Below are 22,899 nucleotides of genomic sequence, written 5' to 3' on the forward strand. Positions count from 1 at the left end.
CACCTGGTCCTTATTGATTCCGGTTGCTGACCAGTGTGCTGCGCAGGCGATTATTGGTAAAACATCATATTGTTTTATGCTTTATTGAATTCGTCATATTGGCGGGGCGCGGCGAAATAAAAGCGAAATAAGGGAGGAAAGCCCGAAACCGGGCCTGTTATCGCCTTATCAGGGCGGGTTCAGAGTGAATAAAACGTGCAGAGTGGCAAAGGATTGCACAAAATCGTCTTATGTGAAGCGCTGAATTACCGGCTTTATTCAGGGGCGCTGAGAGTTCTGCTTCAGTGGAAAAAAGCGGGTGTTGATAATCGCCACATTAACCTCGCAGGGAACGCCATCATCGAGAAAAACCGTCTCATTGATCTGGATGACTGCATCCCCTGCCCCTAATTTCAGTAATGCCAGCGTCTCAGCCTGCGTCAGGTTAATGGCCGTTAAATGCTGGTCGCGCAGCTGCACTTTTTTTCCGGTCACTTCCTCGATATAGGCATATTTCGACACTTCCAGTTTGCTGAACTCCATGCTGTTAAACATATTCACCGGCAGATGAATATGTTCCAGCGCCACCGGCGTCTCATCGAAGCACATCAGTCGTAATATTTTGTAGATCGGATCGCTGGTTTTAATGCGCAGCGCCTGCGCCATCTCTGCCGATGGCACCCGGATAATGCTGGCAGAGATAATTTTACGGACGCCTTTGTGTCCGTTTCTCTGGGCCTGATAATCAAACGGGGAAAGCACGTGATATCGGTGAGCCTGGCTACTGATCTCCGTCGCACCCACAAATATCCCCGATCCCTTCACCCGATAAATACGCTGCTGCTCCACCAGAATTCGGGTCGCTTCACGCACCGTTGTGCGGGTAATACCGAGGCACTTTGCGATAGCTATTTCCGTATCCAGCTTTTCGCCGGGTTGAAGGCCGTCATCTTTAATCCGCGTGAGGATATAATCGACCACCTCTTTCTGCTTTTCAGTCATGCCATCAGCCATCGACGTTCTTCCCATTTGCGTGAAGGAGAGACTCCCTGTATCCGTGCCACTCCCTTTCTGCCTGACATTGCCGGAGAAGTACTACTCCGGTCAGGTGAATATGTGACCAACCTATCAAATTGGCACAGATGTTAAGCCTGTGTAGCCATATTTTAATTTTAGCGGTTGTGTCCCTACACGTCGAAGGACATCATCAGGATGACTAGACATCTTTAACCTGTACAGATGTGTTGCCGGGTCACTTATCCACCGGCTGGCCCCCTCACAGCGGGAAGTCATCAGGGCGAATCTCTGGAAAGTGTCTGTACAGGTTCAAGGAGAGTTAACGAACGCAGCCATGCCGAAGAGCGCGGCGACGCGCAAACGGCATCTGCGTGGCGTTAACTTTGAACGCGCAACGAGAGACAGGATTACAGCGATGTCACATCTGGCGGATTGGTTGAAAAGCGAGCGAATTCAGTACGTGGAGCGCGTGGCTGACTGGCAGGAAGCGATTGTGCTGGCAGGGCGTCCTCTGCTCAGCGAAGGCGTGATCTCACAGGCTTACATTGATGCCATCATCCAGCAAAAGAAGGCGATCGGCCCCTTTTTTGTTATCGCTCCGCAGATTGCCATGCCTCACGCTCGTCCGGAACAGGGCGCGCTCGGACTGGGGCTGTCGGTGCTGCTGCTGGGAACGGCGGTGAAATTTGATTCTGAAGAGAACGATCCGGTGAAAGTCCTTTTTATGTTTGCCGCACCGGACAGTAACAGCCATATCGAAATGATTTCCCAGCTGGCGGAAGTCCTCTCCGATGAGAACATTATGGCGCAGGTTTTTAATGCAGACAGCCATGAAGCGCTGCTGGCAATTTTGTCAGGCGTCTGATGTACCCGTTAACACGTTAATTTTGATCACCAGAGAATGAGGTCGGATATGAAGATGATGGCAGTGTGTGGTTCAGGTCTGGGCAGCAGTTTCATGATGGAAATGAACATCAAAAAAGTGCTGAAGACATTAGGGGTGGAGGCTGAGGTTGAACATTCCGATCTCGGCTCGGTAACGCCCGACGTGGCGGATATTTTTGTGATGGCAAAAGATATTGCCTACAGCGCCAATCTTCCGGAAGAGAAAATCATCATCATCAATAACATTATTGACCTGAAAGAGATTGAGCAAAAAATACGAGACTATTTTGAGAAAAACGGACAGTTATAACCCGATAAACACTTACCCTCGAGGTTAATATGTTTACTCAAAATCTTTTGCAGTTCGTCGTCGACGTGCTGAAAGTGCCCTCTATATTAGTCGGACTGGTGGCATTTTTCGGCCTGGTTGCGCAGAAGAAACCCTTCCCGGATGTGATTAAGGGCACGGTAAAAACGATTCTGGGCTTCCTGGTGCTGGCCGGTGGCGCGACCGTTCTGGTCGGTTCCCTGACGCCGCTTGGCGATATTTTTAAACATGCGTTCAATGTTCAGGGCATTATCCCGAATAATGAGGCGATGGTCTCTATCGCACTGGCAAAATATGGTGCGCCGACCACGATGATTATGGCCTTTGGTATGGTCGCCAATATCCTCGTCGCCAGGTTCACCCGGCTTAAATATATTTACCTGTCAGGGCATGTGACCTTTTATATGGCCTGCATGATCGCGATCATATTATCGGTCGCGGGTTTTGAAGGCATTCAGCTCATCTATACCGGTTCGCTGGCACTGGGGATGCTGATGGCCACGTTTCCGGCCATCGCTCAGCCCTATATGCGGAAGATCATTGGCGGTGACCAGGTGGCGCTGGCGCACACCGGCACCATCGGTTATGTCCTGTCGGGCTGGATCGGCTCTCTGGTGGGCAAAGGCTCGCGCTCGACCGAAGAGATGAACATGCCAAAAAACCTGAGTTTTTTGCGCGACAGTACCATCTCCATCTCACTGACGATGATGATTATCTACTTAATCCTGTCGATCTCGGCCGGTAAAGCCTATGTGGAATCCACCTTCAGCAATGGTCAGAACTACCTCGTTTACTCGTTTATTCAGGCCATTACCTTTGCCGCAGGCGTCTTCATCATTCTGCAGGGGGTTCGCTTAATCCTGGCTGAAATTGTCCCGGCCTTTACCGGCTTTTCAGAAAAACTGGTGCCGGAAGCCCGCCCGGCGCTGGATTGCCCGATTGTCTTCCCCTATGCCCCGAACGCGGTTCTGGTTGGCTTCATCTCCAGCTTTGCCGGGGGTCTGGTGGGGCTGTTTGTCCTCGGCCAGCTGCACTGGGTTTTGATTCTGCCAGGTGTGGTTCCTCACTTCTTCTGCGGTGCCACCGCGGGGGTGTTTGGTAATGCGACCGGCGGCAAACGCGGGGCGATTTGCGGTGCCTTTGCACATGGGCTGTTAATTACCTTCCTGCCGGTGGCGCTGCTGCCCGTGCTTGGACAGATTGGGCTGACCAACACCACCTTCTCGGACACCGACTTCGGCGTCACAGGCATTCTGCTGGGCAACATGGCTCACTTTATGGATAAGGGCACCATTACCCTGATCGTTACCGGTATTTTCGCTCTGTTAGTGCTCTATAACTTCACCGCCAGAAAGAAAATGCCTGCCGAAACCGATGCAGGTTAGTTTCCATTTTTGATCCCAACCAGAAAGGGCAGGCGTGACTTTCTGGTTGTTCCTTTTCAGGTGAGTGCCGCCCTTCTCAGACCCGTTAAACGCCCCTTTATCATCCCCTCTCCGTTCTCTTCTGCTCCGCCTGCAGCCGCTATTTTGACTGTTTCACTGCCTTCTGCTGGCCCTGAAAGCCGCAAAAAAAGGACTATTCCGATTCATAAAAGTGATCTGAGTCACACTTTCAACATTAGATGCGCTAATAAATAAAATTTAACAACAAAACATTTGAATGATAATGATTAACATTTACACTCTCATCCGCATATAACAACGCGATAAACGCGGCCTAATCCACAAAAAATATGCGGTATTTACCTGTTTCAGGATGAAAACCCTGGTCCCCAGGATTGTCAGGGCTTTTATCTGGTTAGTCATTTTTATGTTTACTGGAGTTTTGAGCGGATATCCCACGCTGCTGATTCAGGTCGGCAGGGTTATGGTTTTAACGCACAGGAACTGAACATGCTTTTACGCTCATCTATTCAATCGGCACAGGACTTCGAACCGGCCTCCACTGCCTGCACGGCCGAAACGGCGATTTTCAACGATCGGCAACTGGCTGCCTGGTCGCAGCAGACGCAGGAGGTGCTGGCGCTGATGACCCGCACCATCACCGGTGTTGAGAAGCCGTTCAGCGGCATCCTGCCTCATGAACTGGCGGCGGAATTCAGCGATGTCGATCTTGACCGTCCTCTGGGTAACAACGATGACGCTCTGGCGGAGCTGAGTCAGCTCTATCTGCGTGACGCCGTCTGGTTCCATCACCCGAAATATCTGGCACACCTCAACTGCCCTGTTGTGCTGCCTTCGCTGATGGCTGAACAGATTATGGCGGCGGTGAACAGCTCGGTGGATACCTGGGATCAGAGCGCAGGCGGCACCCTCATTGAGCAGAAGGTGATCGACTGGACACTGGGCCGCATCGGCCTGCCCGCCGGATCAGACGGGATCTTCACCAGTGGCGGCACCCAGTCGAATCTGATGGCGATGCTGCTGGCGCGTGACAGCTGGTGCGCGGCGCATCATCCCGGTCACCTGATCAAGCAGCGCGGCCTGCCAGAGACCGCTCCGAAGTGGCGCGTCTTTACATCGAAGCTGAGCCACTTCAGCATCCAGAAATCGATGGCGATTCTGGGGCTGGGTTACGATGCGGTGATCGCTATCGATCACGACGAGCAGTTCCGCATGGACCCGGCCCTGCTGGCGCAGGAGATTGAGCGCTGCCGCAGCGAAGGGCTGATCCCGATTGCGGTTGTCGCCACCAGCGGCACCACCGATTTTGGCAGCATCGATCCGCTGCCGGAAATCGCGCGTCTCTGTGACGATTACGGTTTATGGATGCACGTTGACGCCGCCTATGGCTGCGGGCTGCTGGTCTCTGAGCAGCATCGCTCGCGTCTGAACGGCATTGAGCGGGCGGATTCTGTCACCGTCGATTATCACAAATCTTTCTTCCAGACCGTCAGCTGCGGGGCCTTCTTCGTCCGGGATAGCCAGAACCTGAAGCATGTCACCCACCATGCCGACTACCTGAATCCGCTCAGCGCCCAGCAGGAAGGGACGCCGAACCTGGTCAACAAGAGCATTCAGACCACCCGCCGTTTTGATGCCCTGAAAATGTGGCTGACGCTGCGCGTCATGGGGCCAGCGGCGCTGGGTGAGGCCTTTGATACCCTGATCGCGCTGACACAGACGGCGCATCAGCTGCTGAGCGATCACCCGTCTATCGAAGTGCTGCACGCCCCGGAACTGACCACCCAGATTTTCCGCTACGTGCCGGGCAAACACGCCAGTGATGCGCAGATCGACGAAATCAACGCCGCGATCCGCAAAGCGCTGTTCCGCTCCGGAAATGCCGTGATTGCCGGCACCAAAGTCGACGGCCGTCAGTACCTGAAATTTACCCTGCTAAATCCGACCACGACCCCTGCCGACCTCGAAGATGTGCTGAGCCTGATTGCGCACTATGGCCGCGAGCAGGTCCGGGCGTCTGCGCTGCGCGCGGCGAACCAGGGAGAGATGTGAAATGAAGAGTCCTGTTTACGATTTTATTGGCATCGGCATCGGTCCTTTCAACCTGAGTCTCGCCTGCCTGAGTGAGCCGGTTGAGGGTCTGAACGGTCTTTTCCTGGATGAGAATCCGGGGTTTGACTGGCACACCGGCATGATGCTGGAAAGTGCCCATCTGCAGACCCCGTTCATGGCTGACCTGGTGACGCTGGCCGATCCGACCAGCCCGTACAGCCTGCTTAATTACATGAAGGAGAAGGGGAAACTCTACTCGTTCTACATCCGGGAAGACTTCTTCCTGATGCGCAAGGAGTACAACCAGTATTGCCAGTGGGCCAGCTCAAAGCTGTCGAATCTGCGCTGGAACAGCCACGTCGAGTATGTCAGCTACGATGAGGCCTCCGGCCTCTATCAGCTGGAGGTCAGGGAGACCCGCAGCGGCGAGAAACAGCGTTATCAGGCGCGTCATCTGATTCTCGGCACCGGCCCGGTGGCCTGGATGCCGGAATGCAGTCAGCCGCATCGTCAGCGCCTGACCCACTCCAGTCACTATCTGGCGAACAAAGCCGCGTTGCAGCAGAAGCGGTCGATAACCGTGCTGGGCAGCGGTCAGAGTGCAGCGGAAATCTACTATGACCTGCTGACCGATATCGATCGCTTTGGTTATCAGCTCAACTGGATCACCCGTGCGCCGCGCTTTTACCCGCTGGAGTACACCAAGCTGACGCTGGAGATGACCTCGCCGGAGTGGGTGGACTACTTCCACGCCCTGCCTGCCAGCACCCGCGACGAACTCAATGCCCGTCATAAGAACCTCTACAAGGGGATCAACAGCAGCCTGATTAATGACATTTACGATCTGATGTACGTTAAACAGCTCGATGGCGATCTGAACGTCAATCTCTTCACCCACTCGGCCCTGACCGCGATGCGCTGGCTGCCGGAGGGGGAATTTGAGCTGACGCTGCATCAGGAGGAGCAGGACTGTACCTTTACCCGCCGCACCGAAGGGCTGGTGATGGCAACCGGCTATCACTATCGGCCACCGATGTTTCTGGAGGGGATCACCGCGCGTCTGCGCTGGGATGAGAAAGGTCGCTACGACGTGCAGCGCAACTACAGCATCGACCATCACAATCAGGTCTTTGTCCAAAACGCCGAGCTACACACCCACGGCTTTGTCACCCCGGATCTGGGGATGGCCTGCTACCGCAACTCGGTGCTGCTGCGCGAACTGACCGGACGCGAGGTTTACCCGATCGAGCGTCAGATCGCCTTCCAGACTTTCCCGGCTAAAACGGAGCGCTGAAATGAGTTCATCTATCCTGTTCAGCGCCCGCCGTCCCGCGGGTCTGTTCACCCTCCGTCCGATGCAGGCCAGCGATGCGCCGCTCATCCACAGCTGGGTCACCCGCGACTATGCGCGCTTCTGGGGCATGCAGCAGCAGAGCCTGGAGCAGGTTGCGGCGTTCTATCAGACACTGACGGCAAAGGATCCCAAAGCGGCACTGATTGGCTGCTGCAACGATGAGCCGATCTGTCTGATTGAGTGCTATCGCGCCTGTGATGATGAGATTGGAAAATTTTACCCGGCTGCGCCCGATGACTACGGCATGCACATCCTGATTGCCCCGGCCAGCAAGCCGATCCGCGCCTTCAGCTGGCAGGTCTTTTCGCTGGTGATGGAATATATGTTCAGCCGTCCCGAAGTGAACCGCGTAGTGGTCGAGCCGGACGTGCGCAACGAGAAGATCCACGTTCTGAACAGGCGCGCCGGTTTCCGCTATCAGCATACCCTCGACCTGGGCCATAAAACCGCCTGGCTGGCCTTCTGCCAGCGGGAAGATTATCAACACGCGTTACTGCAGGAGTCGCAGACTATGACCACCCCCTCTTCACTGATGAACGGCACCCATCTGACGGGCGACAACTGGGCGCAGGCAAACCGCATGCTGATCCGCAAAGCGATTGCCGAGTTTGCGCATGAAAAAATCATCGCGCCGCAGGAATCCGGCAACGGCAGCTATCAGCTGGCGGTACCGGGTGGCGAGGCGAGCTACCATTTCCGCGCGGCACGGCTGGCGCTGGATCACTGGGAGATTGACGCGGGTTCACTGCGTAAGCAGGAGAATGGCCATGATCTGCCGCTGGATGCGCTGAAGTTTATCGTGGAGTTCAACGGGGAGATCGGCATTCCCCAGGCGCTGCTGGCTACCTACATGGAAGAGATCAGCAGCACCCTTTGCAGCGCTGTCTATAAGCTGCAGAAGCACAATCCGGACAGTCAGGCGCTGGTCTCCGCGGATTTCCAGACCGTTGAAGCGGCCATGACCGAAGGGCATCCCTGCTTTGTCGCGAACAACGGCCGCATCGGCTTTGATGCGCAGGACTACCTGGCCTATGCACCCGAAGCCGCCGCGCCGGTTCACCTTATCTGGGTCGCGGTCCACCGCCGCAATGCGCATTTCGCCAGCCTGAGCGAGCTGAGTTACGAGCAGCTGCTGCGTGATGAGCTGGGCCAGAACACCGTTGAGCAGTTTAATGCGCAGCTGGAGCAAAAAGGGCTGGCGGTTGAGGAGTATATTCTGATGCCGGTGCACCCGTGGCAGTGGCAGAACAAACTGCTGACGGTTTTCGCCGCGGACATCGCGAATCACGATATTGTCTGGCTCGGCACGGGCGACGACGCCTATCAGGCGCAGCAGTCCATCCGCACCTTCTTTAACCGCAGTCAGCCGGAAAAGCGCTACGTCAAAACCGCGCTTTCGGTGCTGAACATGGGCTTTATGCGCGGTCTGTCGCCCTACTACATGGCGACCACACCAGCCATCAACGGCTGGCTGGAGCAGCTGGTGACAAACGATGCCTGGCTGAAGAAGTGCGATTTCCGCATCCTGCGCGAAGTTGCTTCGGTCGGTTATCACAACCGCTATTACGAGCAGGCGATTAAAGGCGACTCCGCTTACAAGAAGATGTTTGCCGCCCTGTGGCGCGACAATCCGGTGGCCAGCCTGCAACCCGGTCAGCGTCTGATGACCATGGCCTCGTTCCTGCACGTCGATCACCATCAGCAGGCATTGCTGCCCGCGCTGATTGCCGATTCCGGTTTACCCGCGAAGCAGTGGATTGATCGCTATCTGACCTGCTACCTCAGTCCGCTGCTGCACTGCTTCTATCAGCATGACCTGGTGTTTATGCCGCACGGCGAAAACCTGATTATGCTGCTGGAGAACAACGTACCGGTCAGTGCCTATATGAAGGATATTGGCGAGGAGATCGCGGTGATGAACCCGGATGCCGTGCTGCCGGAAGGTGTGCAGCGACTGGCGGTGGATGTGCCGGAGGAGCTTAAACTGCTGTCGATCTTCACCGACGTCTTTGACTGCATTTTCCGCTTTATCAGCGCGATCCTCGACCAGTCAGGCACACTGCCTGAGGAGCAGTTCTGGCAGTCGGTAGCGGAATGCGTGAAGGATTATCAGCAGGCGCATCCGCAGATGGCGACGAAGTTTGCGCGCTATGACATGTTTGCGCCAGAGTTCACCCGCTCCTGCCTCAACCGCCTGCAGCTGGCCAACAACCAGCAGATGATTAACCTCACCGACCCGGCGGAAAACCTGAAATTTGCCGGTACCCTGGTCAATCCGATCGCGCGCTGGCGCTAAGCGTTACCCTGTCACGTAATGGTCAGGCGGTCACCTGGGTGGCCGCCTTTTTTTAATGAGTTATCGCAGGAATCTGTAATGTCCTCTTTTATTCCGGTCGCAAAGCTGACCCGGCGGCATCTGATCTTTCCCCTGTCGCTGGTGCTGTTTGAGTTTGCGACCTATATCGCTCATGACATGATCCAGCCCGGGATGCTGCTGGTGACTCAGGAGTTTAAGGTGGGGCCGGAGTGGGTTTCTACTTCCCTGACTGCTTACCTGGCCGGTGGCATCCTGCTGCAGTGGCTGCTTGGCCCGCTCTCGGACCGCATCGGACGGCGTCCGGTGCTGATCGGTGGCGTGACCTTTTTTATGCTCTCCTGCATCGCAACGCATTGGGTACAAAGCATTGAGCAGTTCGTTCTGCTGCGCTTCCTGCAGGGGATCAGCCTCTGTTTCATCGGTGCAGTGGGTTATGCAGCGATCCAGGAGGCGTTCACCGAGTCGCTCAGCATCAAAATGATGGCGCTGATGGCCAACGTCGCCCTGCTGGCTCCGCTGGCCGGGCCGCTGGCGGGCGCGGCGTTTCTGACTGTGGGAGAATGGCGCACGCTGTTCTGGCTGATTGGCGCTGTTGCGGCGCTGGCGCTGGCCGGGCTCTGGTATGCCATGCCTGAAACGGCGGGCGATCGTCAAAAAGCGCTGTCGCTGCGATCGATTATCAGCGGTTACGCGGGGTTGCTGAAGGATCGTCAGGTGATGCGCGGTTCACTGGCTATCGGTCTGGTCAGCGTCCCCTGCATTGCCTGGGTGGCGCTTTCACCCGTCATCCTGATCCACGGCGCGCAACTGAGCCGCATCGACTATGCCCTGCTTCAGCTGCCGGTCTTTGCCGCGATGATTGCGGGCAACCTGACGCTGGGCCGTTTATCCAGCCGTCTGCCGATTGAACAGCCGGTAAAGCTGGGTGCCTGGCCAGTAGTCTGCGGACTGACCGTTGCGGTGGTCGCCACCCTGCTGAATCCGCAAAGCTATCTGTGGCTCACTGCCGGAATGAGTATCTACGGCTTCGGCACCGGGCTGATTAACGCCGGACTTTACCGTATGACGCTCTTTTCCAGCAGCGCCGGAAAAGGCAGCGTCGCGGCACTGCTGGGCATGGTGAGCATCCTGATTATTGCGCTGGGCATTGAAGCCGCGAAAACGGCTTATTTCAGCTTTGGCACCGGCGGCTTTAGCCTGGTGAATCTGACCTGCGGTCTGCTATGGCTCGTTCTGGTCAGCGCGTTTCTGCGCGAAAGTCAGTGTCGCCAGCAGGCACTCTGTACTGAGTAGCGTCTCGTCAGGGTAAGGGGCCGGACGCAGGCCTCTTGCTCTGACGGCATCACAACGCAATCACTCAATCCTTATAATCTTTTGATTTGTTGTGCAATTCTGTTCACCTGTTCGACCGCAACAAACAGCGCATTCACCACTGGGACGGACAGATGCGTTGATATGCCTGCCAGCCAGACAGATTCAGGCGACACGCTGTGGGCCAGGTGCAGCTGTAAATGGTTATTCAGCCGGGGCGGTGCGGCTGAAGTGTCACGGGCATCCGCGAGGATCAGCCCATTATGGGTCATCGAATGTGTGGGCGGTGCGTAGCCGGTGGCACAGACAAGGGCGTCAAAGTGTGTGATTTCGCCCTGCGGGTTGCTGAGGGTCCAGCCCGAATCTGATTTCTGCAGAGAGTCAGCCCTCAGCTTTTCAACGCTTAATAACCCGCTATCAACATAACCAAGCAATTTTTCGGCATTCTTTAAGGGCATCGCGCTGATATAGCGACCTGTTGCCCGCAGAAAGGCGCTCAGGGAGTGCTTAACTGCCTCGGGGAGTGTGTGCGAATGCTGATTGATCACGTTAATCATTCCGACAATCCTGTACTGCCATTCCGTTTTGTCCTGACGCGCCAGTTCACTCTCTTCCCGCAGTCGCTGGATACTCTCCGCCTCTGCGACAAACTGCTCTCTGAGGGAGATCGCCGAGGCGTGAGCCAGCAGCCGGATCACCCATTTTCTGATGTCCGGCCTGACCTGTTCACTGATTACCGCGCTGTCTGTAAGCCAGGCGAGTCGCGAAGCCTGAATGGGTCTGAGCATGACGGCAGAGCGCACCGCCGGCAGGTCGCCGGAGGGAGAAACCAGGCTGACCCGGCACCCCTGTCGGCAAAGAACTAATGCCGCATCTATCGCGGAGAGCCGTGTTCCCACGATGAGGACATGACTATCCGGCCGGATCTTTTCCAGCATCAGTTTTTCCGGATAGGGTGAAGCAAAAAACAGAGGATCGCCCTGATAGGATGCCAGGGCCTCAGGAATCGCGGGATGCGTGTAACCGGTGCAGACGATTACCGCATCGGCAGCAATGGTGCCGCTCTGCCGGGTTTCGATAAGATAATCACCGCCCGGCTGACGCATAACCTGTTTCCCCGCATCCCTGATAAAGGAGACGCTTATGCCCTGCTGATAAGCCAGGGAGAGATAACGGGTATATCGGTCCTGAATATAATCTCCGATGATTTTACGGGAAACAAAATCTGCCAGCGTAATCTCGTTATTTGTATGCTCATGCAGGTAATGAAGTAAATCGTGATAGTGCGGCGGTAACAGAGACATTAATTCAACAGAGGTATTACAGAGGAGTTCCGGATGCTGACTGGCATAAACCTGCCCGATGGCGGGCCCCGACGCATCCAGCAGTGTAATGCGTTTGCAGGCCCCCTGTCGGACAAGGGCAATAAACGCGGCCACGCCGGTTGCGCCAGCACCAATAATAGCAACATGCAGATTATTCATAGAAACTCCATCGGGATAGGGTTATCTGTTAGCTACGAACAAAATATGCACAATTATAACCGCTATCATAGAGAGTGGCGGATGATTCGACTGGTATGAGAAGCTGACAGCAATCCGCATTTATTTTTTTCAGATAAGCTTTGACCAATTCCTTTCTTTATCTGCGCCCTGCGTCATTCGATGATGATTCCGCCTGCTGAGGCAATTAATAACAAAGGAATTTATCATGAAGACGTTATTTCACCCTGCGCCATGCTCTCCCTGCCTGCTCTGATTCATGCCCAACCTTTTTTGCCTGCGCCAGCCGCCTGATGCTGACGCCGGGCGAGCCTTTTCTGCCGGAACAACAGGGATAACCATGACATTGCCTTTAACCGAACAGCTGGTGCAGTGGCGGCGTGAACTGCACCAGCATCCTGAACTCTCGAATCATGAATTTGCCACCACGGAACGCCTGAGCCGCTGGCTGACCGAGGCCGGGATACGGCTGTTGCCGCTGGGGCTGAAAACGGGCGTGGTGGCAGAAATGGGTCACGGTGAAGCGCTCATCGCCCTGCGTGCTGACATAGATGCGCTACCGATTGAGGAGATCACCGACCGCCCGTGGCGATCCCGTCAGCCGGGTGTGATGCACGCCTGCGGCCATGACGTTCACAGCGCCGTCATGCTGGGCGTTGCCCTGCAGCTGAAGCAGCAGGAAAGCACGCTGCCAGGCCGGGTGCGGATTCTGTTTCAGCCTGCTGAGGAGACCTTCGATGGCGCGCAGCAGCTGATCGCGGCGGGTGCGCTGGAGGGCGTGAAGGCGATATTTGGCCTGCATAATGCCCCCGACCTGCCGCTGGGCACCCTGCGCAGCCGCCCGGGCGCGTTTTATGCCAATGTGGATCGCTTTGTGATCCGCGTTGCGGGCAAAGGCGCGCATGCTGCCCGCCCCCAGGAGGGCATCGATTCTATTGTGGTGGCCAGCCATATTGTGACGGCCCTGCAGACCCTGCCGAGTCGGGTGTTCAGCTCGCTGGAAACCGTCGTGCTGAGCGTCACGCGCTTTACCGCCGGGAATACCTGGAATGTGCTGCCCCAGACCGTCGAACTGGAGGGAACCGTACGCACCCACAACAGCGCGATCCGCGAGCAGATCCCGCATCGCATCCGGGCGCTGATTCAGGGTATTGCTGGCGGATTTGGCGCGACCGCAGAACTGGTGTGGACGGCTGGCCCGCCTGCGCTGATCAATACCCCGGCGTGGGTGGAGGTGGCGCTGGACGTCGCCCGCGAGAGCGGCTATCTCGCTGAACAGGCGGAGACGCCACAGATGGGTGGCGAAGATTTTGCTTTCTACCTGCAACAGGTGCCGGGCGCCTTTGTCAGCATCGGCAGTGCCAGCGAGTATGGTTTGCATCACGCCGCTTTCGATCCGGATGAGGCGCTGATAGGCCCGGCCGTGGCGTACTTTACCCGGCTGGTGCCGCGCGCGCTGCAGAGAGTGGTAGCGCAATGACGAAAAAAAAGCGTACGACGATCGCTGTTCCGGTGCCGCAACCGGTTCTCGACCACGCGGTTATTAATGTGGCCGACCAGCTGGATAACGCCAGCGCCCGCTTCCGGCGGCTCGGCTTTCAGCTCACCGAGCGGGGCCACCAGTCGCTGGGATCGAGCAATCATCTGGCTATTTTTGGCGAAAATTATCTGGAGCTGCTCGGCTATGAGCCCGGCAAAGGCAGCCAGCGTGCCGACCAGTGGAATTCTCCGCTGGGACTAAGCGGACTGGTGTGGAAAAGCAGCGATGCAGAGAGTGAGTTTCTGCACCTGGAAAGACAGGATCTGGATGGCGATCCGCCTGCTGCCTTCTGGCGGCCGGTGACCCTGCCGGATGGCTCGGTCAGTGAAGCGCACTTCCGGACCGTGAGGCTGCGTGCCTCACTGATCCCCAATGGACGATCCTTTTTCTGCCAGCATCTGACGCCGGACACGGTGTGGCAGCCCGCCTGGCAGCGCCATCACAATGGGGTGCAGAATATCAGTGAGTTTGTCATCGTCGCGCAGGACCCGGCGCACGCGGCGCAGGTCTACAGCCGCCTTTTTGGTGCCGCAAAGGTTCTTGCCTGTCCGGAAGGCGCTTTCGTGCTGCGCGCCGGGGCTGCGACGGTGCGCTTTGCCTCCGCTGACTATGCGCAACAGCGCTTCGGTCCATTGCCGGAGGATTATGATGGCAGCGCCCGGATGGTGGCGCTGGGGTTTGCCACAACGGATCTCGCCCTGGTGAAAAACGCGTTGCTGGCAGGGAATATTCTGTTTCACGAGCAGGCTGAGGCGATTGTCGTGGCGTGCGGAGAGGGCTTTAATCTGGCGCTGCGTTTTGCCTGAAGGCGGCATGATCCAAAAAAAACGCCCCGGCTGAGGCGTTTTTCATGGAGTGCGATCAGAAGGTGTAGCTGGCGGTGACCGAGAAATTACGCGGCTCGCCGTAGACCACCGAACTGGCGACGCTGGTGTCATACGCCTTGTCGAACAGGTTATTCAGGTTGCCCTGCAGCGACAGATTTTTATTCACCTGATAGCGGGCAAAGAGATCAACCAGCGCGTAGCTGCCCTGACGTGCCCGCCAGGTGCCATTGCCTTCCGGCGCTCCGACGTCGTTCCAGATGTGCGTCTGCCAGTTGACGCCGCCGCCCAGCGTCAGCGCCTGCAGAGCAGGCAGACGGTAGCTGGTTAAGAGGTTGAAGCTGGTCTGCGGCAGTTGCGGATTGAACGTCGTGCCATCGCGGTTTTCTGCGATGTAGCGCGTGCCGCCAAAGGTCATCTGCCAGTCATCGGTTAATGCGCCGTTGACCTCAAACTCCACGCCGCGACTCACCACCCCTTTGCGGCCAATATAGGCCACATCGCCGGAACCCTGAACGATCTGCGTGGTGGCTTCTCCGACATTATCCAGTTCGGTGCGGAACACGGAAAGTGAGGTAGTGAAGCGGCTGTTCATCCAGTCTGATTTCAGACCGGCCTCATAGTTTTTGCCGATCACCGGCGACAGATAGGCCCCGCTGACATCGCGATAATCCTGCGGCTGGAATACCGAGGTGTAACTGGCGTAGGCAGACCAGTTTTCGGCGAAGTCATAAATCAGACCGCCATACGGCGTGGTGTTGTTCTTCTCCATCTCACCGCCGGGTGTTTCGCGATTCCAGTTGGTGTAACGGGCGCCGAGGATCAGATGCAGCGGATCGGCCAGCGACAGACGGGTTGCCATATAGGTCGACTTCTGGTGCACCAGCTGGGTATCGCTGGCCGGCAGGCGCGGTGTCCAGGCCGATTCCGGATACTGGCCGTTGAAATCGTTGAAGTTGCCCAGCGATTCAGGCGAGATGTTCTCAAACGTACTGAAATATTTATTATCCTGACGGCTGTAACTGACCCCCACCATCAGTTCATGCTGACGTCCCAGCAGCTCATACGGGCCACTGGCAAAGGCATCGACCGCATCCACCTTGCGTTTTCCGGTGTTGTAGCCGGTCCCGCCCACCACCGGGTAGTTGGCATAGGAGGAGACACCCGCGCCGCTGTTGCGATCGAAGAAGCCATCGAGATAGATCTGCTTACTGTCCAGACGCATCTCATTATGCGTGCCGTTCAGCGTCAGGTTCCAGCCGTTAGCGAAGTCCTGTTTCAGGTTGACGAAGAGCTTGCGGTTCTCTTTGTCGTTGTAGGCCCAGTCAGGCGCGGTGTTATAGCCGCGACGGGCGTGGATCTGCGTCCCGTCGGTATACCAGCGCGGCGCGCCCCCCCACATCGTGGAATCGGTGTTAACCTGGCTGAACTCATACCCGACCGAGAGCGTGGCAGAGTCGGTCAGGTCGGCATCAACCACGCCATAGATAAACTGTTTTTTAGCGCCGTAGCGCTCAATGAAACTGTTGTTATCCTGCCAGCCCGCGATCAGCCGGCCACGGACATTGCCGCTGTCACTGAGCGGTGCCGAGAGATCGGCCACATAACGCTGTTTGTTCCAGCTGCCGTAGCTGGCGGAGACGGTGCCGCCGAACGTTTTGCTGTCTGCATGTTTGCGCACCATGTTAATGGCGGCAGAGGGATTGCCCGGACCGGTCAGCAGACCGGTTGCCCCGCGCACCACTTCAACACGCTCATAGAGCGCCATGTCAGTCTGCGCGTCACCCAGATTCCAGCGCTCGGCAAACGCGGTCGGAATACCATCGACCATATAGTTGTCGATCAAAAAGCCGCGGGAGTAGTAGCTGGTACGATCCATATCGACACTGACGCCGCGGATGCCGGTGGTGTTAGCCAGAACGTCATCCAGCGACTGCAGTTGCTGGTCAGCCATCCGTTGCGAACTGACGATGCTGACAGACTGTGGCACATCCCGCACGGTACCGAGCATTTTTGTGCCTGCACGGGTAACCGGTACGCTGTAATCGGTGGCAGGTGACGTTGTCACGCCGTCATCGGCAGAGGCGCTGACGGTGAGGGTCTGCTCATCGCTGACGGCGGATGCCGCGCTTTCTGCGGCACGGGCCACGTTCTGTCCCAGTGAGGTGGCAACCAGGGCAGCCAGCAGGGAGAGGCGGAACAGGCGGTGCGAAGCCGTCGCGCCCGTTTCCCCGGCACGCTGAAATTCAAATGCGTTCATTTATTCCTCAATTATCTTTATGATTTTTATCTGCCACTGTCACGACCGTGCATCCTGCGGACATCGCTGCCCTGCTTTTGGTTTGAGGAACCAGAAACGTTTTCCCTGTGCGCCTGAGGCGGGTGTGATAAACCTTTAAAGCAAATGAGAAATATACGCATTGCGATTTTCATTGCAAGATTTTGTTAACAGATGATGCCGCTTTTTTCAGGAAATGATCGGTGCCGGAGAAGCCGTGAAAAGGAAGATGGGAGAAGTTGCCCGATAAATCCCGGCGGCTTTATCAGAAAAATTCGGGTGCCGTTTCGCTTACCGTCACTATAATATCCCGTAAGGGCCGTTCATTGACCTGAAGTTGTCACTCTTCATGCCACAATACCCGCCTTAACCCTTTTATTACCTTATTAAACACCAGAGATTGCAGGAATTCGCACATGCGCAAAACTTCCCTTTTCAATGCGCTGATGACGACGACCGTTTTGAGTCTGTTTTCAGCCCCTTCTGCCTGGTCTGCCACGCTGGTGCAGAATGTCAGTGCTGGCTGGAACACCTTCAGCAATAACGTTGCCACGACCTGGCAGCAGCCACAGGGTATCGATTTTTACCTGCCCGCTATCACGTGGCACAACCGTGCAACCTACGACCGGGAACATATTGATAGATATAATGAAAGACCCTGGGGCGCCGGTGGCGGTATCTCCCGCTACGATGAAAAAGGTAACTGGAACGGTATCTACTTAATGGCGTTCAAGGACTCCTTTAATAAGTGGGAGCCCTTTGGCGGCTACGGCTGGGTGGCGACGTGGCGTCCGCTGGCCGATCAGAATTTCCACTGGGGCGCGGGTTATACCGCCGGTGTGACGGCACGTCACAACTGGGATTACATCCCGGTGCCGGCGATACTGCCGCTTGCCGCCATCGGCTATGGCGATCTCGATTTCCAGATGACCTACATCCCCGGCACGCACAATAACGGCAACGTCTACTTTGCCTGGCTGCGTTACCACTTCTGACGGTCCGGTCAGCGCGCCATCGCCATGATGGCGCGCTCGTCGAGTAACAGGGTTTCACCCTCATAGCGGTGTTGCAGCTGATGATAACTTTCGCAGGCGATGATCTGCTCAACGGCAGCAGAAAAACGGTTCATGGCGATGCGCATCTGGCTCAGGTAGTCATGCGTGTCATAAACCCGATCGATCCCTTCCAGCGCATGGTTCATGATTTTGCGGGCAACGTCGTTGGGCGTATCGAGCGCAGAGAGTTTGGATCGCGCGGTGCGGCGCAGGTCGCGCGGCGTGAAGGTTTCCAGTCCCAGCCCGCGCGGGGCGCGGATCATCCGGCGCAGCGCCTGATTGAGCGCGCCTTTAGAGAGCGGCTGCTGCGGATCGCGGGGTGCGGGCACCAGCCAGGGGGAGTCCGGATCGGCGGCCTGTAGCAGAGCCTCGATGCACTGATGCATCAGCGGTGAGATTGGCAGCACATGCTCCCGCTGCGATTTATTACGGGTGCCCTGCTTCCAGAGTTCCAGCTGCAGATCAAACTCCGCTTTCTGCGCCTGCACAATCTCATCCGGTCGCCGGGCGCTGACCAGACACAACCGCAGCGCCCAGCGCGCCTGTTCCGACAGTGCCCAGTTGTCCAGCCCGTGCCAGAAAACCCAGATCTCCGCATCGCTCAGCTGGCGACTGCGCGGCGGTGATGCCCGGCCCGCCACATCGCGCTTTTTCATTGAGGCAATCGGGGAGTGATCGAGATAGCCCTGCATCTCGGCCCAGGCCAGAAACTGTTTCGTCAGTGCAAAGACCCGCCGCGCCTCCTCCTTTTTCCCTTCCGCAATCAGGATGTTATAGAGCCGGTTGAGACGCAGACGCGTCAGGTTTTTCAGCGGCTGAGAACCAATACCGGGCAGAACATGTTTCAGCAGGGAAGAAACGGCGATCTCCGGGCGGCGGCGGCTGATCAGCAGCGAAAGTTTGACCCAGACCTTCATCACCTGCTCTACGGTTCCTTCATCCCCGAAGTTATCCAGCTCACCTAACGAGGCGGCTTTAACCTGCTCCAGCCAGATCATGACGTGCTGGCCGACATGCGCGGAGCGCACCGGGCTGGATGTCCGATCGATCACATTATTCTCCCTTTCACTCTACAGGCGGGCCATTCTACTGACTCAGTCGCTGTGACTCCAGACCTATTAAGTCTGGAGTCACGGAAACGCATTCTGATGAAATCTGAGAATTAAAACGGGCCATGACACAGAACCAGATACCTCCCGGCTGTACGTTTTCCGCACGAATTTGCCGCTCTCTGAGGCGACAGCACGATCGCGAATGCGGGAATGTAAAGATCCCTTGCTGCGATATACAATGCGAACTATTATCATTATCATACGCATTTGCTTACATACATTAACGATTCAGGGAGAACTTCTAAGTGAATGTAACTATGCGTGTCCATAAGCGCCCTGCTGCGCTGCTGCTGGCTGGCGTATTAAGTGCTTCGGCCAACGGGGCGAGTCAGGAAGAGACGGAGAAGCTGGCCGACGATCAGACCATGCTGGTCACCGCCGAAGAGGAGTTAAAGCAGCAGCCGGGGGTATCGGTGATCACCGCGCAGGACATCAGAAAGAATCCGCCGGTCAATGACCTCTCCGATATTATCCGCAAAATGCCGGGTGTTAATCTTACCGGCAACAGTGCTAACGGCGTGCGCGGCAACAATCGTCAGATCGACATTCGCGGCATGGGGCCGGAAAACACCCTGATTCTGATCGATGGCGTTCCCACCACGTCGCGCAATTCGGTTCGATACAGCTGGCGTGGCGAGCGTGACTCCCGCGGTGACTCTAACTGGGTGCCACCTGAAATGGTCGAGCGGATTGAAGTCATTCGCGGACCGGCGGCAGCCCGCTATGGTTCCGGCGCGGCCGGCGGTGTGGTGAACATCATCACCAAACGTCCCACCGATCACTGGAGCGGTTCGCTGTCGCTCTACACCAACCAGCCGGAAGATAATAAAGAAGGCGCAACGCGCCGCGCCAACTTCAATCTGAGCGGGCCGCTGGCAGGCGATGCGCTGACCATGCGTCTCTATGGCAACATCAACAAAACCGACAGTGATGGCTTCGATATTAACCAGTCGCAGAACGGCTCGGCTGCCGCCGGTCGTGAAGGTGTGCGTAACAAAGACATTAACAGCGTGCTCTCCTGGAAGATCACGCCGCTTCAGGTGCTGGATTTCAGTTACGGCTATAGCCGCCAGGGCAATATCTATGCCGGTGATACACAGTACAGCAACGGGGCCGGTAATGCGCTGATCGAATCGCTCGATGGTGCGGAGACCAACCGGCTCTATCGTCAGACCTGGGGGCTTGCCCACAATGGGATCTGGGACTGGGGACAGTCGAAACTCACCTTCAACTATGAAAAAACCAACAATACCCGCCTGAACGAAGGCACAGCCGGTTCAGGTGAAGGCCGGATCAACAGCAGAACCTTTTCGACCAGCCGTTTCGACAGTTATCGTGCTGGCGGAGAGATCAGTTTCCCCCTGGAACTGCTGCGTGAACAGACCGTGACGCTGGGCGCGGAGTGGAACCGGGATGAGCTGAACGATCCCAACTCCATGAATGGCACCCGTGCGCCAGGCGTTTCGATCAATGGGGTCAGTGGTGACCCCGGCAGTCGCAACAGTAAAAACAGCGCCACGCTCAGCTCCCTTTACTTTGAAGATAACATCGCCCTGACGGACAGCACTGAAGTGATCCCCGGATTGCGCTTTGATTATCACGATACGTTCGGCGCTAACTGGAGTCCGTCGCTGAATATCTCGCAGGGACTGGGCGACAGTTTTACGCTGAAGGCGGGTATTGCCCGTGCATTCAAAGCCCCCAACCTCTATCAGTCCAGTGAAGGGTATTTACTGGCGACCCGGGGCAACGGCTGTCCGGTCAATGTTGCGCGCGGCAGCTGCTATCTGCTGGGTAATGAAAATCTTGATCCCGAAGTCAGCGTTAATAAAGAACTGGGTATTGAGTACAGCGAGCAGGGATATATTGCGGGGATCACCTGGTTCCGCAATGACTATAAAAACAAAATCGTCTCCGGTACCGAGGTGCTGGGCTACGCCTCCAATGGCAATAATATTCTGCAATGGAGTAACGGCGGCAAAGCGGTGGTTGAGGGGCTGGAGGGTAACGTCACGATTCCACTGGTCCGGGACACACTGGAGTGGCGCACTAATGCTACCTATATGATCGAGTCTAAGGATAAGGAGACCGGAAACCCGCTGTCGATCATTCCGAAATATACCATTAATACCCTGCTCGACTGGCAGGTTACGCAGGATTTCTCGACTGACCTGAACTGGACCATGTATGGGCGTCAGAAACCGCGCCGCCATGCCGAGTCGCGGACGGAAAATGGATCGATGTCTGATCGTGAAGTGGGCGCGTATTCCATCTTTGGCATTAACTTTAATTATGATATTACTAAAAACCTGCGCGCCAATGCCGGGATTAATAACCTGCTGGATAAACAGCTGTATCGCGAAGCTGACGGGGCTTCAACCTATAATGAACCGGGTCGTGCCTATTATGCTGGTCTGACGTTCACCTTCTGAAAATAACGCGCTTCCCTCCGGAAGCGCTTTTTCATTTTCACATCAACTCCTGAGCTCAATACCCCAGCTATCCACGCCCGGACTCTGCTATTTAAAGTCCACCTGCATCAGTTCTGCAATCTTTGAATTACGCGTCGTCACCACACAGCGATCCAGATAATCGGTGAAGCGTGAAGGCCTGCTCATTCCCAGCTGCAGTAATTTTGAATTATCAAAGACCACATTCAGATTGGAAAAATGACCATATAAATTCATGGCTCGCAGCATGATGCGTTCGTTACAGGGCCCGAACAGATCTTTAAAGGTTCTTCTGCTCTCCGCCAGGTGTTTATAGGAGACCTTCTGATAATCCGGTCCCAGGGCTTTTTCACCGGATGCTCTGGCCATCGCTTCGTCAATTTCCGCGAAGGTGACACTGCTCTGCGCCCCGGCAGAAATGTGAATGACCTCATTGATCACCGCTTCCGCATCAAGCAGCAGTACCAGTGCCTCTGCGCAGTAATCAACCGGCACCACATCAATCCGATCGCCAAGTTCGCAGGTGAATTTACCCAGCGCCAGCACCATCCGGAACACCCAGAAAATGCTGGCTGAGGGCAGACAACCCTGATCGGAATGGCCCACGACAATCGAAGGACGCGCGATAACCAGCGGCAGCCCGGGCAGCTTTTCCGTCATCAGTTTTTCAATTGAGGCCTTACTCCAGGTGTACTCGACAACGTGCTGATCGCGGCTGGAGTCCAGCTCGCTCTCGGTCACCAGCGATCCCGGTTCCGGGGCGCAGGACATGGCCGTACCCACGTGGATAAACTTCTTCAGCCCCGCAACGCGGCTCATGCGCTCGGCAAACTGAAACGTGCCCTCAACATTCACTTTCCAGATAAAGGGGTTATTGCCAAAGGATGCGACGGCGGCGCAGTTAATCACGTGCGTCACGTCGTCAAGGCGCGTGTCGTGGATAAAGTTTTCCGTGAAGGCGAGGTCGCCCAGAAGAATATTGTCACTCTCTATCGTGCTGATTAATGACTCATCTAACCCAAAGTTTTTCAGGTTTGTTTTAACGCGGTTTACCCCCTCCTCAACATTTTCGCCTCTGACAAGGAGCAGCAGTCTGTCCCTGGGACTGTTCTGCAATAAACGGGCGACGACAGCGCCGCCTAAAAAACCTGTTGACCCGGTAATGAGTATATTTTTCATGATAGTGTCATTCGTTCTGGTTAATCACAGGAAAGCATTAAAGAATGTTTTCCAGAACAGGAGTGAAATTCACTTCAGTGAACTCCCCTGCATGGCGTTAAATAATTTCACCGTACTCATCTATTTAGATTTTGTTTATCTTTCAGCTGACAAAGTTAAACAATAATTAAATAGCTGCCGGCTGAACCTGCCGCCTGATTTCAACAATCTTTGCCATATGGAATCAACTCATTTTTTAATTTTTTTTCGCTGAACTAATAAACATTTTCAGGAATGAAAATAAAAACGGACTATTTATTTTTTTTGCTTC

The 22,899-nt window shown here is 55.9% G+C and carries 16 protein-coding genes; 11 read left to right on the top strand and 5 right to left on the bottom strand.

Going from position 1 to position 22,899, the window contains the following annotated elements; all coding sequences use genetic code 11:
* Positions 1–258 precede the first annotated feature (258 nt).
* Positions 259–993, bottom strand: a complete 735-nt coding sequence (locus F3I47_RS13005) for a GntR family transcriptional regulator (RefSeq protein WP_009092935.1) — start codon at positions 991–993, stop codon at positions 259–261.
* Between the two features lie 418 nt (positions 994–1,411).
* Between F3I47_RS13005 and F3I47_RS13010 the strand changes: the two genes are divergently transcribed.
* The 7 genes from F3I47_RS13010 to F3I47_RS13040 all read left to right on the top strand — a co-directional run bounded on the left by F3I47_RS13010 (position 1,412) and on the right by F3I47_RS13040 (position 10,631).
* Positions 1,412–1,861 carry a PTS sugar transporter subunit IIA gene (locus tag F3I47_RS13010; RefSeq protein WP_150029081.1) on the top strand — a complete coding sequence of 150 codons (450 nt, stop codon included), beginning with the start codon at positions 1,412–1,414 and terminating at the stop codon, positions 1,859–1,861.
* 48 nt (positions 1,862–1,909) lie between these two features.
* Positions 1,910–2,191, top strand: a complete 282-nt coding sequence (locus F3I47_RS13015) for a PTS sugar transporter subunit IIB (RefSeq protein ID WP_009092933.1) — start codon at positions 1,910–1,912, stop codon at positions 2,189–2,191.
* A 29-nt stretch (positions 2,192–2,220) separates the two neighbouring features.
* Positions 2,221–3,594, top strand: coding sequence for a PTS ascorbate transporter subunit IIC (locus tag F3I47_RS13020; RefSeq protein WP_009092932.1), 1,374 nt, complete (start codon positions 2,221–2,223; stop codon positions 3,592–3,594).
* Positions 3,595–4,104: 510 nt separating this feature from the next.
* Positions 4,105–5,667, top strand: coding sequence for an aspartate aminotransferase family protein (locus F3I47_RS13025; RefSeq protein ID WP_150029082.1), 1,563 nt, complete (start codon positions 4,105–4,107; stop codon positions 5,665–5,667).
* 1 nt (position 5,668) lies between these two features.
* On the top strand, positions 5,669–6,961 hold the full coding sequence (locus tag F3I47_RS13030) for a lysine N(6)-hydroxylase/L-ornithine N(5)-oxygenase family protein (protein WP_046102688.1): 1,293 nt from the start codon (positions 5,669–5,671) through the stop codon (positions 6,959–6,961).
* A 1-nt stretch (position 6,962) separates the two neighbouring features.
* On the top strand, positions 6,963–9,317 hold the full coding sequence (locus tag F3I47_RS13035; protein ID WP_150029083.1) for a GNAT family N-acetyltransferase: 2,355 nt from the start codon (positions 6,963–6,965) through the stop codon (positions 9,315–9,317).
* Positions 9,318–9,395: 78 nt separating this feature from the next.
* Positions 9,396–10,631: an MFS transporter gene (locus F3I47_RS13040; RefSeq protein ID WP_150029084.1), complete on the top strand. Its 1,236-nt coding sequence runs from the start codon at positions 9,396–9,398 to the stop codon at positions 10,629–10,631.
* A 71-nt stretch (positions 10,632–10,702) separates the two neighbouring features.
* Here F3I47_RS13040 and F3I47_RS13045 read toward each other — a convergent pair whose 3' ends face one another.
* Positions 10,703–12,133 (bottom strand): FAD/NAD(P)-binding protein, encoded by a 1,431-nt coding sequence (locus F3I47_RS13045; protein WP_150029085.1) that lies wholly within the window; start codon positions 12,131–12,133, stop codon positions 10,703–10,705.
* Positions 12,134–12,491: 358 nt separating this feature from the next.
* Here F3I47_RS13045 and F3I47_RS13050 point away from each other — a divergent pair, with 358 nt between their 5' ends.
* Both F3I47_RS13050 and F3I47_RS13055 read left to right on the top strand, forming a co-directional pair.
* The gene (locus F3I47_RS13050) at positions 12,492–13,631 is read left to right on the top strand and encodes an amidohydrolase (protein ID WP_150029086.1); all 1,140 of its coding nucleotides are present in this window, start codon (positions 12,492–12,494) and stop codon (positions 13,629–13,631) included.
* A gap of 20 nt (positions 13,632–13,651) precedes the next feature.
* Complete coding sequence (locus tag F3I47_RS13055; RefSeq protein ID WP_150029295.1) at positions 13,652–14,497, top strand: VOC family protein; 846 nt, start codon at positions 13,652–13,654, stop codon at positions 14,495–14,497.
* A 55-nt stretch (positions 14,498–14,552) separates the two neighbouring features.
* Here F3I47_RS13055 and fhuE read toward each other — a convergent pair whose 3' ends face one another.
* The gene (gene fhuE / locus F3I47_RS13060) at positions 14,553–16,775 is read right to left on the bottom strand and encodes a ferric-rhodotorulic acid/ferric-coprogen receptor FhuE (protein WP_150029087.1); all 2,223 of its coding nucleotides are present in this window, start codon (positions 16,773–16,775) and stop codon (positions 14,553–14,555) included.
* 434 nt (positions 16,776–17,209) lie between these two features.
* On the opposite strand from fhuE, the gene pagP reads away from it, so the two are divergent.
* The gene (gene pagP, locus F3I47_RS13065) at positions 17,210–17,788 is read left to right on the top strand and encodes a lipid IV(A) palmitoyltransferase PagP (RefSeq protein WP_046102693.1); all 579 of its coding nucleotides are present in this window, start codon (positions 17,210–17,212) and stop codon (positions 17,786–17,788) included.
* 8 nt (positions 17,789–17,796) lie between these two features.
* Here pagP and F3I47_RS13070 read toward each other — a convergent pair whose 3' ends face one another.
* Complete coding sequence (locus tag F3I47_RS13070) at positions 17,797–18,846, bottom strand: site-specific integrase (RefSeq protein WP_150029297.1); 1,050 nt, start codon at positions 18,844–18,846, stop codon at positions 17,797–17,799.
* Positions 18,847–19,217: 371 nt separating this feature from the next.
* Between F3I47_RS13070 and F3I47_RS13075 the strand changes: the two genes are divergently transcribed.
* The gene (locus tag F3I47_RS13075; RefSeq protein WP_150029298.1) at positions 19,218–21,392 is read left to right on the top strand and encodes a TonB-dependent siderophore receptor; all 2,175 of its coding nucleotides are present in this window, start codon (positions 19,218–19,220) and stop codon (positions 21,390–21,392) included.
* Between the two features lie 87 nt (positions 21,393–21,479).
* Here F3I47_RS13075 and F3I47_RS13080 read toward each other — a convergent pair whose 3' ends face one another.
* Positions 21,480–22,589 (bottom strand): SDR family oxidoreductase, encoded by a 1,110-nt coding sequence (locus F3I47_RS13080; protein ID WP_150029088.1) that lies wholly within the window; start codon positions 22,587–22,589, stop codon positions 21,480–21,482.
* Positions 22,590–22,899 lie beyond the last annotated feature (310 nt).

It is taken from the genome of Pantoea sp. M_10 (assembly GCF_008631515.1).
Classification (GTDB): Bacteria; Pseudomonadota; Gammaproteobacteria; order Enterobacterales; family Enterobacteriaceae; genus Pantoea; species Pantoea anthophila.

Excerpts from the sequence above, each read along its gene's own strand:
- F3I47_RS13005 (WP_009092935.1), bottom strand. The coding sequence starts at position 993 with ATGGCTGATGGCATGACTGAAAAGCAGAAAGAGGTGGTCGATTATATC.
- F3I47_RS13010 (WP_150029081.1), top strand. The coding sequence starts at position 1,412 with ATGTCACATCTGGCGGATTGGTTGAAAAGCGAGCGAATTCAGTACGTG.
- F3I47_RS13015 (WP_009092933.1), top strand. The coding sequence starts at position 1,910 with ATGAAGATGATGGCAGTGTGTGGTTCAGGTCTGGGCAGCAGTTTCATG.
- F3I47_RS13020 (WP_009092932.1), top strand. The coding sequence starts at position 2,221 with ATGTTTACTCAAAATCTTTTGCAGTTCGTCGTCGACGTGCTGAAAGTG.
- F3I47_RS13025 (WP_150029082.1), top strand. The coding sequence starts at position 4,105 with ATGCTTTTACGCTCATCTATTCAATCGGCACAGGACTTCGAACCGGCC.
- F3I47_RS13030 (WP_046102688.1), top strand. The coding sequence starts at position 5,669 with ATGAAGAGTCCTGTTTACGATTTTATTGGCATCGGCATCGGTCCTTTC.
- F3I47_RS13035 (WP_150029083.1), top strand. The coding sequence starts at position 6,963 with ATGAGTTCATCTATCCTGTTCAGCGCCCGCCGTCCCGCGGGTCTGTTC.
- F3I47_RS13040 (WP_150029084.1), top strand. The coding sequence starts at position 9,396 with ATGTCCTCTTTTATTCCGGTCGCAAAGCTGACCCGGCGGCATCTGATC.
- F3I47_RS13045 (WP_150029085.1), bottom strand. The coding sequence starts at position 12,133 with ATGAATAATCTGCATGTTGCTATTATTGGTGCTGGCGCAACCGGCGTG.
- F3I47_RS13050 (WP_150029086.1), top strand. The coding sequence starts at position 12,492 with ATGACATTGCCTTTAACCGAACAGCTGGTGCAGTGGCGGCGTGAACTG.
- fhuE (WP_150029087.1), bottom strand. The coding sequence starts at position 16,775 with ATGAACGCATTTGAATTTCAGCGTGCCGGGGAAACGGGCGCGACGGCT.
- pagP (WP_046102693.1), top strand. The coding sequence starts at position 17,210 with ATGCGCAAAACTTCCCTTTTCAATGCGCTGATGACGACGACCGTTTTG.
- F3I47_RS13070 (WP_150029297.1), bottom strand. The coding sequence starts at position 18,846 with ATGATCTGGCTGGAGCAGGTTAAAGCCGCCTCGTTAGGTGAGCTGGAT.
- F3I47_RS13075 (WP_150029298.1), top strand. The coding sequence starts at position 19,218 with ATGCGTGTCCATAAGCGCCCTGCTGCGCTGCTGCTGGCTGGCGTATTA.
- F3I47_RS13080 (WP_150029088.1), bottom strand. The coding sequence starts at position 22,589 with ATGAAAAATATACTCATTACCGGGTCAACAGGTTTTTTAGGCGGCGCT.